A 16,228-nucleotide genomic window follows, 5' to 3' on the forward strand; every position below is an offset into this window, starting at 1 on the left:
TCTTCTAGCCGAGCAGGGGCTATAAACCAATGCCGAGCTTGGCATTTTGACGCAAGCGCATGACGTGAATCCCGACTTTGATCGCACACCGCAGAGACACTGCTTGCGGTTATACCTCCGCACCCCCTAGATGCTTGCCAAGGCTCTTTCAAAATCACCTGAACCACATGACCGCAGCTCCCAAACGAATTTCCGACCAGGAGGAATTCTTCTGGAAAATCAAGACGTTGGATGAGATGTCTGAGGCTGAATGGGAAAGCCTGTGCGACGGCTGCGGCCGCTGCTGCCTGGAAAAGCTGGAAGACGAGGATACCGGCAGGATCTATTTCACCCACGTGGCGTGCAAGCTGCTCGATGCCGGCCTGTGCGCCTGCAAGGATTATCCGAATCGATCGGAGAAGGTTCCCGACTGCGTGCGGCTGAAACCGGCGAATGTCCGCACCCTGAACTGGCTGCCGCCGAGCTGCGCCTACAAGCTGGTGGCCGAGGGGCGCGATCTCTACTGGTGGCATCCCCTGATTTCCGGCGATCCCGCAACGGTGCACCAAGCCGGCGTGTCGGTACGTGGGCGTGTGCAGGGGACGGAGGACGAGATTCCGGACACGGAGCTCGAGCACCATATCGTGCAATGGCCGGCACTGTTGCCGAAGCGCGCACGGCTGAAGAGGCGGCCGAAGGATTGAATCCTGCGGTTTGGTGCGGGCACATCATCGGGATGGCCCGCCCGGCGGCGGAATGCGCCCATGCGCTGGGGCGGCTGCCGCGGCGTGGATTTGCTGCGTACATTGCCATTCATAGAACGAATCCATCGCGGCGTTGCGCCGCTGCAAAGTTACGCCCGAGATGAACAGGATCGAACGGCAGAGCGGTCAATCTGCCGACCAGGACGCGTTGTCGGCCGATGCTGAGGCGGAGCTTGCGAAAGTTCCGGAGCAGGTGATCGCGCTCAGCGAGGCACCGCCGCTGGCGCCGCCCGCGCCGCTGTCCCCTGGCGAGGTCCGCACCATCCTGATGAGCCTGTTGCTGTCGATGTTCCTGGCCGCCCTTGACCAGACCATCGTCGCCACCGCGCTGCCGACCATCGGGCGGCAGTTTCAGGACGTCTCCAGCCTGTCCTGGGTGATCACGGCCTATCTTCTGGCCTCGACGGCGGTGGCGCCGGTGTTTGGTACGCTGAGCGACATCTACGGCCGGCGCGCCATGATCATCGTGTCGCTGAGCTTGTTCATTGCCGGTTCGGTCCTTTGCGCGGTTGCGCCGAACTTGCCGGTCCTGATCGTCGCCCGCGGCCTGCAGGGGCTGGGCGGCGGCGGCATCATGCCGGTGGTGCAGACCGTCATCTCCGACGTGGTGAGCCCGCGCGAGCGCGGCCAGTACCAGGCCTGGTTCAGCGGGGTGTGGACCGCGGCGGGCATCAGCGGACCGGTGTTGGGCGGCCTCTTTGCCGAACACCTGCATTGGTCGATGATCTTCTGGATCAACGTGCCGCTGGCGGTGGGGGCGCTCGCGCTGCTGCTGCCGAAGATGAGCAAGCTCCCGGTCTATCATCGCCGGCGCGAAGTCGACTGGGTTGGCGGGGTCCTGTTGATGGCGTCCGCCGTGGTTTTCATGCTGGTGCTGACCTGGGGCGGTAACCGCTTTCCCTGGCTCTCACCGACCATCCTGTCGATGGTTGGCGCCTCTCTCGCCCTGACGCTCGCCTTCGTCTGGCACGCTCGCCGGGCGCACGAGCCCTTCCTGCCGCTGTCGCTGATGCGCGGAACGGTGGCGCCTTATGCGATCACGGCCGGCGGATGCGCGTTGGGGGCGATCACCGGACTGACCGTCCATCTGCCGCTCTATTACGAGGTCGTCTACCACCTGAGCGCCAGCGAGGCGGGCCTTGCCCTGATCCCGCTGGCCGCGATCTCCACCGTCGGCGCGGCGATTGCCGGGCGGAACATGGTGCACGCCAAGCACTACAAGCGCCTTTCCATCGTTGGCACCTCCGTTGCCGCCATCTGTGGCGCGGGGCTGGCGCTGACCACGCTGCCGCTATGGGGACTGCTGGTGCTGATGTCGGTGTTTGCGCTCGGTCTCGGCACGACGTTCCCGGTCAGCGTGGTCTCGCTGCAGAACTCGGTCGCCCGCGCCCAGATCGGCACCATTACCGGCGCGATGAACTTTTTCCGTTCGCTGCTGGCTTCGTTCACCGTCGCAGCTTTCGCGGCCATCCTGTTGATGGTGCTTGGGACGGACATCTCGCTTGCCGGCGAGCACCGCGGCTCGATCGGCGCGATCCCGACTGCCGACATGATCACCGCGTTCCGGTATGTGTTCGGAGCGGCTGCCGCGCTGCTCGGCATCGCTACGCTCTGCCTGATCGCCATGGAGGAGCGCCCGTTGGCCGGCCCCGCCTCGCGGCCGGTCGAGGTGGTGGAGTAGGCGGGCGGTGAGAACGACTATTCGAGCTGCATGCGGACGCCCTTGGCGCCGTTGAGCAGTCGTCTCAGATGAAAACCGGCCAGGGCATCGTCGGCATGCAAGCCCACCAGCGCCGCGAAGGCCGGCATTGCTGCAGCATCGCCTGCCTCGAGCTTGGCGAAGGCCGCGGCATACTGGCCCGCTGCCGGCCCGCCAAAGCTCTCCGGCGACAACGGTTCGTAGGCGCGCAACGGCTCGCTGCGACCGCGCAGCATGAGGTCGCCGACCGGGCGTCCTCTGAAATTCTCGACCGCATTCGCAACCGTGGCGCTGACGCAAATGCGGGTGCCGAGAAACTTGTTCGCCGCTTCGAGTCTCGCCGCCGTATTGATGGTGTCTCCGTAAGCGGTGTAGTCAAAGAAGCGGCTGCCGCCGAAATTGCCAACCAGCGCGGGACCGGCGTGAACGCCGATGCGGGTGACGCCGAAATTCACATCCCTTGCTTTCCAGCGTTTGCGAAACGCCTCCGCCCAGGCGTCGAGATCCTGCGCGCAGGCGACTGCGCGCGTCGCATAGTCGGGCTGGTCGCTCGGGGCGTTGAACAGAACCTCGATCGCATCACCGATCACCTTCGCCACGGTCCCCTCGTGCGCGAACACGACATCGGTCATTCCGCTCACATATTCGTTGAGCAGTTCGCCCAGGAGTTCGGGCGCGGTGCCTTCGATGAGGGAGGTGAAGCCGGTGATGTCGGTGAAGATGGTCGCAACGTCGCGCCAGTGCACCTCGGTGCCGTCGCCGACGCTCGCGGCAAGACGCTTGGCGAGCGCCGGCGAAAAGTAACGGGACAGCGAAGCATGGGCGCGCTCGGCTTCGGCCTGACGGCGACGCGTCTCGCGCAGCATTTCGACGTGTCGCAGGGTCTTGTCGATGGTCGCTTCGAGGTCGGCAAAATCGATCGGCTTGGTCAGGAAGTCGAACGCGCCGCGATTCATCGCCGTGCGGATGTTGCTCATGTCGCCGTAGGCCGAGACGATGATGGTCGATTTCTTGTCTTCGGACTCCTGCAGCTTGGCGAGCAGCGACAAGCCGTCCATGCGCGGCATGTTGATGTCGGAGACCACCAGATCCACGTGCGGATGCTTTTCGAGCGACAGCAGCGCTTCAAGCCCGTCACGAGCGAACATGAAGCTGACCGAACCCTCGCGCAGCTGCCGTCGGAATTTCTGAAGGACCAGCGCCTCCAGGTCCGGCTCGTCATCGACAACGAGGATGGTTGCGGTCATGCAGCCTGCTCAAGTCTTGCATCGATCTCCTGGCGCAACACGATGAAATCGATCGGTTTGGTCAAAAGGTCGGCCGCGCCGACTTCGAGCGCCTTGCGCCTGGTTTCGGCATCGCCATAGGCCGTAATCATGATAACGGGCACGTCGGGCCGGATCTCCTTGACCTTCGGCAGCATTTCGAGCCCGCTCATTCCGGGCATGTTGATGTCCGAGAGGATCAGGACCAGCGAAGGCTCCGGAATTTCCCCCGCATGCTTGAGCGCCAGCAGCGCCGAGGTGGCGAACTCCATCTGGAAGCGCCCCAGGCGCAGGTCGCGCCGGAATTGCTGACGGAACAGAGCCTCGATATCGGGCTCATCATCGACGACGAGAATGTAGACGCTCAATTCTTGCCTCCGGTCTGCACTTGCGCGGCCGCAGTACGTGGCAGCGTAATGATGAACTCGGTGAATACGCCAGGCTCGGTGTCGACGTCGATCTTGCCGCCGTGTTGTTTCACGATGATGTCGTGGCTCATCGAGAGGCCAAGTCCCGTGCCTTCGCCCGCCGGCTTGGTGGTGAAGAATGGATTGAACATCTTCTCCTTCACCTCTGGCGCGATGCCCGTGCCGTTGTCACGGATGCGGATTTCCACCTCGGTCCCGAGGTTCTTCGTCGTTGCGCGCAGGGTCGGCTCGAAGGAATTCCCAGCGGCTTCCTTGCGCCTGGTGGCCGAGTAGAAGCCATTGGAAATCAGGTTGAGGAATACCCGCGTGATTTCCTGCGGGTACAGGTCGATTATCCCCGCATCCGGATCGAGGTTTCGCTCGAGTGCGATGTTGAAGCCGGATTTCTCGGCGCGCGCGCCATGATAGGCAAGATTGAGGCTTTCCTCGACGATCGCGTTGATGTCGGCCGGGCGACGTTCGCCAGAGCCCTGGCGCGAATGCAGCAGCATGTTCTTGACGATCGAGTCTGCGCGTTTGCCGTGCTGCACAACCTTTTCGAGGTTGCCCTTCAGCATTTGCGCAAGCTCGCCGATCTCCTCCCGAATCTTGCCGTCGAGGGCGGCATTTTCGAGACCCTCGTTGAGCTCATCGATCAGTTCCGACGACAGCGCCGAGAAGTTGTTGACGAAATTCAGCGGATTCTTGATTTCATGCGCGATGCCGGCGGTGAGTTGGCCGAGGGAGGCGAGTTTCTCCGTCTGAATCAGGCGGTCCTGCGCGGTACGCAGGTCTTCCAGCGACTGCGACAATTCCTTCGTGCGCGCGCGAAGTTCATTCAACAGCCGGGCGTTTTCAATCGCGATGACGGCCTGGCTGGCGAAGTTGGCAACAACTTCAGTCTGTTTTTGCGTGAAGGGCTTAACCTCCTGGCGGAAGATCGTGATCGTACCGATCAGTTCATCCTCTCTGTGCATGGGAACGATGACGAGCGTTCGGGCGCCGGCGAGATCGGCCAGCGCGCGAACGTTGGGGTTTCCTTCGAGATAGGGCGGCTGATTCCTGATGTCATCGATCTGGACGGTCTGCTGGGTTCGCTCAAGGGTCGCGAGCCCGCTTGCCGGATGCGGTCGAATGAGTTGGTAGAGGTGGGTGTCGACGTAAGCCTGCGGCGCGTTGTATAATGCAACCGTGCGAAACGCACCTTCTTCGTAAAGATTCATGGTGCCGAATTTGGCACCGCAGACGCGGATTGCGTTTTCCAGCATTTTCCGGAAAACCGGTTGCAGGTCTCCGCTTGAGGAGCTGATGGTTTCGAGAACTTCCGACGTCGCGGTCTGCTGGGCCAACAACTCTGTCAGGTCGGCGGTACGCTGACGCAGCTCCTTCAATAGCCGGGTGTTCTCGATCGCGATGACCGCTTGTTTGGCGAAGTTGGAGACGAGATCGATCTGCTTGTCGGTGAATGGCCGCACCTCACGGCGGTAAATAGCGATCGCTCCAATCAGATCATCTTCCTTGAACATCGGCACCAAGAGCAGCGTACGGATGCCCGCCAGTTCCACCGCCGCTACAGGCAGCGGATCGCCATCAAGATAGGAACGATTCTCGCGCATATCGGCTATCTGCACGGCACTTCGAGTTTGCATGACAAGAGCCAAGGGCGAGTATGGGGTGGAATGGTAGAGAGTCCCGCTTCGCCATTGCTCGGTATAGGCGGCCGACAACGCCCCGTGGATCGCCGCGCTGCGGAATGCATCACCTTCGCGCAGCCACATCACGCCGTAACTCGCGTCAGACAGCCGCGTTGCATTAGCCAGCATGGCCTTGAAGACCGGCTCCAATTCGCCCGGTGAGGAACTGATGACCTGTAACACTTCCGACGTCGCGGTCTGCTGCTCCAGGGACTCTGTGAGCTCGCGCGTGCGCGCCTGCACCTCCTCGAACAGACGGACATTGCCGATCGCGATCACCGCCTGGTCGGCGAAGGTCTGAAGGAGGCTGATCTGTTTGTCGTTGAATGGATTAACTTCAGTGCGGCGCAGCACAATGGCGCCGATGCTCTCACCGTCGCGCAATAGCGGCACGCTAAGTACGGTGCGGACGTTCGACCGATATGCATATTCTCTTGCGATCGGAAAAGCGTCCCCTTCGGGCCCGAGGAGATCACGCACGTGGACCGGATGACGATCGAGAATCGCGCGACCCGAGGGTGTTTGCCGATTGACCGATTGTCGCTGCCAGACGACGGGAATGGATCCGTGATGCGCAGGGTACAGGAGTTCATCGCCATGCTTCAGAACGGCCAGCGCATCAGCGGCCTCGCAAAGCTCGCAGGCGCTTTCGACGATCGCATTCAGGACCGGACCGACGTCGGTCGGGGAGGAGGCGATGACTTTCAGGATGTTGGCGCTGCCGGTCTGATAGGTGAGAGCCTCCTGCAGGTCGCGGCTCTTGGCCTGCACTTCGTCGAACAATCGCACATTTTCTATGGCGATCACCGCCTGGTCCGCGAAGGTTGAGACAAGTTCGATCTGTTTGTCCGCGAAGAGTTCAACGGCCTTGCGGCCGAGAAACAGCACCCCGATCGGCTGACCGGATCGAAGCAGGGGAACTCCAAGCAGTGTGCGATATCCCCCGACCCTCTGCTGCTCGGGAAAGGCGTATTCGGGATCCAGCAGGACATCCGGGATCTGAACGGCCTTGCCCTCGAGCAGCACCCGCCCGATCAGGCTGCCGCGGTCCGGATGCAGCCGAATGCCATGAGAGACCTTGGCCCACTCGGGCGAGAAGTTGTATCGGGTCGCATGGTAGAAGGTGCCGTCGGCGTCTTGCCGGGCGATGGCCGCCATCTCGGCGCCACAGAGCCGCGCGGCCGATTCCGTCAGCGTGTCGAGCACCGTTTGCAGGTCGAAAGCGGATCGGCTGATCACCTTGAGCACATCGGCGGTGGCGGTCTGTTGCTGCAGGGATTCGCTCAGATCGTCAGTGCGCTGGCGAAGCTGGTCGAGGAGCCGGACGTTCTCGATGGCGATGACTGCCTGGTCGGCGAAGGTGGAGACGAGCTCGATCTGCTTGTCATTGAACGGACCGACTGCGAAGCGGAAAAGGTTGATGACGCCGAACGTGTTTCCTTCGCGGACAAGGGGCACGCCGAGCGCCGCCCTGAATCCCATCAGCTTCTGTGCCTGCGGCCGCGCAAATTCGGCATCCGCAAGCACGTCGGGAATGTGTATGGTATGCCCATCAATGATGGTTCGACCGAACACGGAGCCTCTGTCCGGCTTTGTCGAGTAGCTTGAGAAGTGGCTGACCCACGCCGGCGGGCAGCCGAAGGTCGCGGCGAGCCGGTAATCGGAGCCGTCGAGGTAGCGTATCGTTCCGATGTCGGATTCGCACAGTCGGCATGCCGACGACAGCAAGGCATCCAGCACCGTTTGAAGGTCGAAAGCGGATCGGCTGATCACCTTGAGCACGTCGGCGGTCGCGGTCTGCTGCCGCAGGGATTCGCTCAGATCGTCAGTGCGCCGGCGAAGCTGGTCGAGCAGCCGGACGTTCTCGATGGCGATGACTGCCTGATCGGCGAACGTCGTGACGAGCTCAATCTGCTTCTCCGTGAATGGCTGTACGCGCTGACGCGCCAGCACGATTGCCCCGACCGGCTCGTTTTCGCGCAACAGCGGCACGCAAAGCGCGGTGCGCTGTCCGGCAAGCATGGTCGATTCCTGCAACTTGTATTCAGGGTCCGCGGCAACGTCCAGGATTTGCACCGGACATTTCTCGAGCACGGCGCGGCCGGTGATGGTGCCGCGATCGGGCCTGATCGGATGGGCCTTGAGAAACTCGATGTAATCTGCGGTGTAGCCGACGGCGGCGCCGGCGCGATACAGATCGCCTTCGCGCCGCATGATGAAAGCCATCTCGGTGTCGCACAGCCGCGCGGCCGTCTCTACCAGCGTGTCGAGCACCGGCTGCAGATCAAAGGTCGAGCGGCTGATCGTCTTGAGGACGTCGCCGATCGCGGTCTGCTGCTGCAGGGCCTCCGTCACATCGTTGGTGCGCTGCCGGACTTCGTTGAACAATCGCGCGTTTTCGATCGCGATCACCGCCTGGTCGGCAAACATCTGCAGCAACTGCGCGTGATGTTCGGGGAAGGCGCCGGGCTGGATCCGCGTGACGCTGATCATGCCGATCGATTTTCCGTCCTTCATCATCGGTGCAAACAGCATGGCACGGAAACCGCGCAGCCGTGCGACGTCCCTGATCTGCAGCTCGGAGATGGCTTCGGTGTCGGGGATCGGGACGACTTTGCCTGACGAGGCGAGCTCGAAACTCGGAAAATCCGCCACCGGCCGCGGAAACATATTCTGCAAGCGGTCGTCCGCGACGGGATTTGTGCGGGTAAACGCCGCAAGGTGCGCAATTCCGTCGACGAACCGGAAGACCGTGGTGGAAAAGCCGCCGATCAGACGGTTGGCGCTGGTGGCGATCGCATCGAACACCGGCTGCACGTCGGAAGGCGAGCTCGCGATCACCTTGAGGATGTCGGCGGTGGCGTTCTGGCGGTCTTGCGCGGCGCGCAGCTCCGCCGTCAGCCGGGCGTTCTCCTCCCTCAAGTCGGCGACGTCCTGAACCACCGCGGGCATGAGATGAAATCCACATCGTCCGGTGCCTCGCGGCATCCGGCCAATAATTTGCAGCAGTTGTAGCCGAATTATTTCATCACGGAACGCTTCCGGCCAGCATATCCGGACGAGTTCCGCACAATGGATGTCAGGTTCCAGGCCGGACTAGTGATGAATCTCAACACTCGTCATCGGACTCGATCTTCCGAATGCCACGCCTGATCGCTCGATAGATCCGGGCGCGGGCGCCCTCAATCGTCGCGCGATCTCGCTTCGCGATCCTCGGCCTCGAACGCGCGCGCTTCTTCGGCAAGCTTGTCACGGAATGCCTCGGGGATCAGCGCGAGGTCGGCAGCGCGCGACCGCAGGACCGCACGGCGGCACAACGCCTCGGTGCGCAACCCTGCCGGAACGTAGGCGAGCGCGATTCCATCGTTCCCGACCGCCAGCTCGCAGAGGGCAGGGGTGACAAGCTCCGGCGGAACGAACTCGAGCGCCTGGCCGTCGTCGCGCACCGCTTGTTCACAGCGCGCGGCGGTGCGCATGACCTCCGGCACGTATCGCAGGGAGAGGCCGTCGCGTCTCAACGCGAGGTCGACGTGATGGTCGCGAACGAGCTCGGGCGGGATCAGGTAGAGGTGGCATGCGCTATAGTCCACCATGGCGTCGCACACCGCTGGCGTCATCGCGCTGGGGTGAATGTTCTCGCCCTGGCCGCTCAGCTTGAGGGATTGGATGATATTGGTCTCGGTGAGGAACGCGGACCACACGTTCCCCAGCAGATGGAATGTCTCGGTCTTCTTCACATTCGACCGTACGGCTTCGAGCCGCTTGTAGAGCGGGTGATCAGCATAGATCTCCCGGACAGCTTCAACGACCTTTAGCGTCATGTACTTGGCGGGAATTTGGGCCAGCGTCTTCAGCTCCGGATCGTCCTTCGCCTCGCGCAGAACATTGATGAGAACCTCTTCGGTCCTGAACTGGCTGGGCAGGGAGTCGAAACCGAGGCGGCGCGCTGCTATCAGGATCATTTCCTCGGTCACGCGCCCCGCGGGGATGACCCCATGCAGGAGTTCGGGCGAGCGGCGAACGGCCTCGGCCAGCCGCTCGTCGGTCCAGTGCTCCTGAGGCGTGTAGATGAGCGCCCAGCCCGAATTGGCGAGTGCCGCATCGCACAGGGCGGCGGTGCGCTCCGCTTCGGGCACGAGCCGCAGCCGGTCCCATTGCGCACCGATGCGCACCGGGTCGGCTGCCTCGCCGCGCGCCGGCGCGCCGTCAGGCCGGAACAGCACGGCTTTCCCCCTCTGCATCGCCGATTCCAGACGCTCCCAGCTATCGAGGTCAGCCCGGACCCGCTGTGCAAGGGCGATCGGCAGCACGTCGTAGGCCCCTTCACTTTTGGATGCCTCATAAAATTGCTCTTCGATCTCGTTGCGGACGTCGTCCTCCTCACTCCAATTGAAGTCGATCCGCTGCGGCTCGCTAATGGACAGATCGTGGTCGGAACTGATGCACAGCGGCGTCTCCAGGCCGCCATTGAAATGCAGCCTGCCGTCGTTGTAGTGACCGATGACGGCATCGCTCACCGTCGCCGGACCCTGAATGATTATTTCCGCTCCGCCGCCGGAGGCGTTACGCGCTTTCAGCGGGCCCAGCACCAGCAGGAAAGCGCCGGACTCCATGTCGGCATTGACCAGCGCGCCATCGATGGTCAGGCCGCCATCCACCACCAGCCCGAAAATATCGCGATCGCCGATCATGGAATTGAGGGCGCCGGGATCCATTCCGATCAGCGTCGCAAACGCGGCCAGCCATTCCGCCGTCGTCGGCCTGGCGCCTCCGAACCACAGCCCGCGATAACCGTCCAGCGTCAAGTCGCCCGCAATCGCGAGATCTCCGCGGTGCACAAGGATTGGACAGTCCTTGAGATAGGATTCCCACGCCCATGATGTGAATCCCAGGATATGCTTTCGCAGGTTGAATTCGTCGGCCGCTGTGGTCGCTGGCATGAGCTGGAACATTGTCCGGTACTCGCTTGCGGGGAATGAAGGGTGTTCAGGGCAGGGAGCAACCAGCCGACCGCAGCATCTCAGCAATCGGACCGGTGCCCGCCAGCCTCTAGTCGCACTTTCCGCAGCGGAGGTTCACCACGCGATGTCGGCCGGACCGCGGAGGGCTGGCAAATTGCTCTTGCGTGGCAACACGACGATGAGACCGGCAGGATGCAACACCGTCAGCGTAAGCGACAAGCAATCCAGGCTGTCGCCGCGGGAGCAGTCTGGATTGCTTCGCTCCGCTCGCAAAGACGTATCGCGAGATGCGAGGTCGTTCCTGTGCGTCTTCGTCGATGCCGCTCAGGTCCCCGGCCGCGACACCTCGGTCTCCTTGCTGGTGATGAATTCCAGCAGCACCGGCACCCCTTCCTTGGTCTTCTGGATGCCGCGCCGGATCGCGGGGACGATGTCTTCCGGCCGCGTCACCCGCTCGCCATGGCCGCCGAAGGCGCGGGCCATCGCGGCGTAGTCGCCGGAGATGTCCGTGGAGCGATATTTTTCGGTCGAGACCGGCATCACCTTGAGCTCGATCGCCATGCTGAAATTGTTGAGCAGGATCGACATGATCGGGATGCGCTCGCGTACCGCGGTCTCGAAATCCATGCCGGTGAAGCCGATCGCGGCATCGCCCCAGACGTTGATGCACAGCTTGTCGGGCTTTGCCAGTTTCGCGCCCATGGCGAGCCCGAGCCCGTAGCCGAGTTGCGTGGTCTTGCCCCAGCCGAGATAGGACAGCGGCTCGACCGATTTCCAGAACGGCGACAGCTGGTCGCGCGGGCTGCCGGCATCATGGGTGATGATGGTGTCGTGGATGTCGACGGTGTGCTGCAGATCCCACAGCACGCGATAGGGGCTGAGCGGGGCGTCGTTGCTGGTGAGCTTGCCCATCCATTTTGCCAGCCATTCCTTGTGCGAGGCCGCGATCTCGGCGGCAACAGTCGAAGCGTCGCGATCGGAGGTCACCGTCTTGCCGATCTCTTCCAGCAGCGCATCCAGCACCAGGGCGGCGTCGCCGACGAGACCGACCCTGGCCTCGACGTCCTTGTTGAGATGCGCAGGGTCGAGCGTCGAGTGAATGATGGTCTTTCCCTTCGGCATCGCGATGCCGAAATGGGTCTCGGTGAACGAGCAGCCGATCCCGAAGATCACGTCGGCATCAGCGAGGAATTTCGGCACCGCGCGCGGCACGGCGAGGCCGCCGGAGCCGAGCGACAGCGGATGAGTCTCCGGGAACGACGACTTGCCCCCCAGGCTGGTCGTGACGGGGATCGCAAGCCGCTCGGCAAGCCGCTTCAGCTGCGGCCAGGCCTGCGCATAGTGCACGCCCTGTCCGGCATAGATCACCGGCCGCTTGGCGCCGATCAGAAGGCTGGCTGCTTCCTTCACATGGACAGGATCGGCGCCGTAGCGGGTGCGCAGCACCGGCGTGTAGTCCAGCGGCTCATGGACTTCCTCGTTCCACATGTCCGAGGGGATTTCGACGATGACGGGTCCGCCGCGGCCGTTCTTCAGTCTGGTGAATGCGCGGCGGAAGATGTTGCCGACCTCGCTGGCGAGAATGATCGGCTCTGCGGATTTCGCAAAAGCCTTCATCGCCTGACTGGAACTGAAGTTCGGCTCGATGTTCGACAGCCGGCGGGCATAGCCCATCGGCAGCACCAGCACCGGCACGGACTCGCCAAAACACTGCGCGACGCCGCCCATGGCGTTTTCGGCGCCGGGGCCGTGCTGCATGCAGAACGCGCCGATGCTGCGGCCCGAGGTGACGCGCGAGATCGCATCCGCCATGTGCAGCCCGACGCGTTCCTGCCGCACCATGATCGGGCGGATGTCGGCCTGAGCCGCGAATTCGATGAGATGGTTGACCGGATAGCCGCAGAGGATCTCGATCCCCTCGCGCCTCATGATTTCCGCAATCGCCGTGCCGAGCTTCATGATCGTCTCTCTCCCAGGGCGGTAAAGGCGGGTCGGTTCGCTCCGACCGTTCTGGGGAATAGAGGATCAGGAATTGGGGGATGGGTAAAGCGGGGTAGGCGAGGCGGCAGGGAAGGGCTGCCATGCAGGGCAATCGGCAGGGCGCTGCAGTGCACAGGGTAGAAGTCGTAGATGGGATAACTGGCCGGTCGCTTTCATCGCGGAGATATTGTTGCCACTTGGTGCGGCTGGCCCGATCAGAAGCTTGATTGAATTTTCGACCCTGGCAAGTCGGTGCGCCTTACATTTCGATACCTGACTAGAACGGAATATCATCGTCTAGGTCCGACCTCTTTCCAATCTTTTTTACTTCCTTCGGTGGCGGAAGATGCTTCGTCTCTGTTTCATTTTCCTTCGCACCCCAGATAAGTCGACCGATACTGTCTAGCCACTTGCGTGCGGGTTCCGCTCTTTCGGCGGCCTCGCCAAAGACTTCAGCGGCCTGAATGACCACTGCCCCCCACGCTTCAAAGCGGGTGCGGTCGCGATCCACTTCCTTCGCGAAATCGTTCAGCTTGTCGAGCAGGCTTTGCTTCTTGTCTCGGTTGACTTCAAGCTTCTCGATGATCTGCCGCATCTGTTCGAGATGGTGCCGAATTTTTGTTTTTGTAGCTGCATCGAATCGCACCGAGTAGCCTTTGGCACGTCGAGCATGACGAATGCTGAGCTTGGTTCGGTAATGATCTACATCTTTCCCAAAGTCAGCGTAGGTCTGGTAGCTGACATTCGCGATACTCGGCACCTCGGTTTCGAACTCCGTCGAAATGCCCAGCTCCTGGATGGCCGCAACTACTTTGCTGATGTACTCAACGTAGTACATGTTTACATAGTCGTTCTCGCCAGCGACCTTCAGCTTGGCTTCGCACTGTTCTCTGAAATGCTTTTCCAGTTGCAGAAACGCCATCTCCGGATCATCCGGCAGTTCTGCATAAGCTTCTTCATCGGTCATCCGCACCCCCGCGACTCGGGGGCATCATAGCGCAACACTGCAACTCACGCGCGCGTGGGTAGGACATCTGTAGGTAATTTCTCTTTCTGAAAACGGCTTCTATTACCAATACCTTAGCGAAAATGTGTAGGTCTGCCCCTAGCACCATCGGATCGTGCCCAACCGCCGCTAATTCCCTACATATTCAATTGTCGAAATCGCGTCCCGTCGGTGGTAGTGTCCCGGCGCCTCAACCAGGGGATCGAGCGGCAGGGGGAAGAGTGGCTTGGGACGAAGGGTTGGATAAGGACGGTGTAGCCTACAAGATCGCAGCCACGGAGGCGGACCGCGTTCGCGTGATTGCCGGGCCAGGAACCGGCAAGTCGTATGCAATGAAACGCAGGGTTGCGCGGCTCCTGGAGGAGCAGGTCGAGCCGGAGAATGTGCTCGCCGTCACCTTCACCCGCGTTGCTGCCGAGGATTTGCACCGCGAGCTGCAAAAACTTGAGGTGCCGGGTTGCGAGAAACTCGAAGGACAGACGCTCCACGGGCTCGCAATGCGCATTCTCGCACGCGAACATGTGCTGAACAGTCTCGGGCGCACTCCCCGTCCGCTTAATAATTTCGAGCAGAAGGCGATGTACTGCGACATTGCTCCCGTCACTGGCGGGAAGAAGGAGTGCAAGGCTCTTGTTGAGGCCTATGAGGCCGCGTGGGCGCGTAGTCAAGGCGACGAGCCGGGCTTCCCGGCGACCAATAAGGAGAAAGCGTTTCAGAAGATCCTGCTCGACTGGCACATATTTCATAAGAGCATGTTGATAGGCGAGGTCATTCCCTACCTCGTGCGCTATCTGAAGGACAATCCCGCAGCCGACGAGCACACTGAGTTTGACCACGTCCTTGCGGACGAGTACCAAGACTTGAACAAGGCTGAGCAGACCGCGATCGCGTACTTGGCCGAGAACGCCCACATTTGCATCGTCGGCGACGACGACCAGTCGATCTACTCCTTCAAGAGTGCACACCCCGACGGTATTCGCGAATGGAAAGACGTTCATGCCGAATGTGCTGACTTTGAGATGGCCGATTGCCAGCGGTGCCCCACAACTGTCGTGGCGATGGCGAACTCGCTCATCAGCCACAACAAGAACCGTGACCCGCGCGAGCTGAAGCCTATTGAGGCGAAAGGCGAGGGCGAGGTGCAGATCGTTCAGCTCACCAACCCGGCCATCGAGGCGAAGTGGATCGGGAAAAAGGTCAAAGAGCTTCTCGATGCGGGCGTACAGCCGAGCGAGATCATCGTCCTTGTCCAGCGCAAGCGGGCTGCGCGCGTGATCCTTAAAGCGCTCAAGGCTGTCGAGGTTCCCGCGAAGTCCTACTATGAGGAGAGTCAGCTCGAAACCGACGAGGCGCAGAAGCGCTTTGCTATGTTCAAACTACTGCTCGACAAGGAAGACCGTGTGGCGCTGCGGTACCTGCTTGGCATCGATTCGAACGACTTTCGTGCACCGGCCTACGCGCGGGTGCGTGAGCACTGCGAGAATAGCGGCGACACGCCTTTCCAGGCGATGGAGAAGCTCGCAGCCGGTACACTCGAGTTGCCGCATGTGAAATCGTTGATCGAACAGTTCAACGCGATTGGCCAAGCGCTCACCGATCTCGATCTACTTACTGACGATATGGGGCAACTCATCGACATGCTCTTTCCGGCTGATGTGGAGAGTATCACCGAGCTACGCGAATTGGCGCTCTCGGCAGCTAGCGAGGTGACGGACGCTCACGATCTGTTCAGCGCAATGATGAAGGAGATCACGCAGCCCGACATCCCGCCCGAGGTGAAGGAAGTGCGTGTCATGAGCTTGCACAAGAGCAAGGGTCTTAGCTCGCCGTTCGTATTCATCGCACAGTGCGTGCAGGGTGTGCTGCCCCAGATTTCCGAGAAGGGCACGCCGAAGGTGATTGCGGATGCGGCGCTTGAGGAAGCTCGCCGGCTCTTCTTCGTTGGTGTGACCCGCGTGAAGGCTGGGAATTGCCATCCCGGCAGTCTCTACATTACCTACCCAAAAGAGATGCTCGCCGGCATGGCAAAGCAGCTCGGCATCCCGTTCACGAAGAGCAACTACGGGCAGGCTCAACTCTCGCCCAGCATCTTTCTCCAGGAGCTCGGGCCATCCGCTCCCAAGCCCGTCGCTGGTAAGGTGTGACAATGTGATACGTCCGCTGCCGTAGTATCCGCTCGTACCTGGCCCAATCTGCCTGGCAGGCAAATCAGTCGAAAACCTGTCAAGCCCCGCGGCAAAAATAATTCTCTTTTTCAGAATTCGGATTTGGCGTATAGATCGTCCGTCTCACCCGGCACGAGGGGCGGTCGTACGTCGTCACGAAACGCGGGTTGAGATGCGGTGGACGCGGCAGCGTCGGGCGCGCAGGCAGTCGCAGGGCTGGCCTTCAAGGCTGGTGAGCGATCAGGCGGCGCGCGGACGAACGACGATGAAGCGCGTCCTTGCTTCGGTTCGATGGCGAGCACACGCCA

General features: G+C 61.7%; 9 protein-coding genes. 3 read left to right on the forward strand and 6 right to left on the reverse strand.

All coding sequences use genetic code 11. From position 1 onward, the window contains the following. The first annotated feature begins 167 nt into the window (after positions 1–167). Positions 168–683: a YcgN family cysteine cluster protein gene (locus tag HY852_RS12210; RefSeq protein ID WP_291604942.1), complete on the forward strand. Its 516-nt coding sequence runs from the start codon at positions 168–170 to the stop codon at positions 681–683. A 160-nt stretch (positions 684–843) separates the two neighbouring features. Further along, a complete protein-coding gene (locus HY852_RS12215) occupies positions 844–2,424 on the forward strand; it encodes an MDR family MFS transporter (protein WP_291604943.1) in 1,581 nt (526 codons plus the stop codon). Between the two features lie 17 nt (positions 2,425–2,441). On the opposite strand, the gene HY852_RS12220 is transcribed toward HY852_RS12215, so the two are convergent. The 6 genes from HY852_RS12220 to HY852_RS12245 all read right to left on the reverse strand — a co-directional run bounded on the left by HY852_RS12220 (position 2,442) and on the right by HY852_RS12245 (position 13,716). Continuing rightward, positions 2,442–3,689, reverse strand: a complete 1,248-nt coding sequence (locus tag HY852_RS12220; RefSeq protein ID WP_291604944.1) for an adenylate/guanylate cyclase domain-containing protein — start codon at positions 3,687–3,689, stop codon at positions 2,442–2,444. Then, entirely contained in the window at positions 3,686–4,075 is a 390-nt protein-coding gene (locus HY852_RS12225; RefSeq protein WP_291604946.1) for a response regulator, read from the reverse strand. Before HY852_RS12225 ends, HY852_RS12220 begins: the two co-directional genes overlap by 4 nt. Continuing rightward, on the reverse strand, positions 4,072–8,760 hold the full coding sequence (locus HY852_RS12230; RefSeq protein WP_291604948.1) for a GAF domain-containing protein: 4,689 nt from the start codon (positions 8,758–8,760) through the stop codon (positions 4,072–4,074). The genes HY852_RS12225 and HY852_RS12230 overlap by 4 nt, the downstream gene beginning before the upstream one ends. Before the next feature lie 230 nt (positions 8,761–8,990). Then, complete coding sequence (locus HY852_RS12235) at positions 8,991–10,499, reverse strand: hypothetical protein (RefSeq protein WP_291604949.1); 1,509 nt, start codon at positions 10,497–10,499, stop codon at positions 8,991–8,993. A 594-nt stretch (positions 10,500–11,093) separates the two neighbouring features. Then, entirely contained in the window at positions 11,094–12,731 is a 1,638-nt protein-coding gene (locus HY852_RS12240) for a thiamine pyrophosphate-requiring protein (protein WP_291604958.1), read from the reverse strand. Between the two features lie 295 nt (positions 12,732–13,026). Beyond that, positions 13,027–13,716 carry a hypothetical protein gene (locus tag HY852_RS12245; protein ID WP_291604950.1) on the reverse strand — a complete coding sequence of 230 codons (690 nt, stop codon included), beginning with the start codon at positions 13,714–13,716 and terminating at the stop codon, positions 13,027–13,029. Positions 13,717–13,976: 260 nt separating this feature from the next. On the opposite strand from HY852_RS12245, the gene HY852_RS12250 reads away from it, so the two are divergent. Next, positions 13,977–15,899, forward strand: a complete 1,923-nt coding sequence (locus HY852_RS12250; RefSeq protein WP_291604952.1) for an ATP-dependent helicase — start codon at positions 13,977–13,979, stop codon at positions 15,897–15,899. Positions 15,900–16,228: the final 329 nt, after the last annotated feature.

This window comes from Bradyrhizobium sp., from assembly GCF_016213215.1.
Classification (GTDB): Bacteria; Pseudomonadota; Alphaproteobacteria; order Rhizobiales; family Xanthobacteraceae; genus Bradyrhizobium.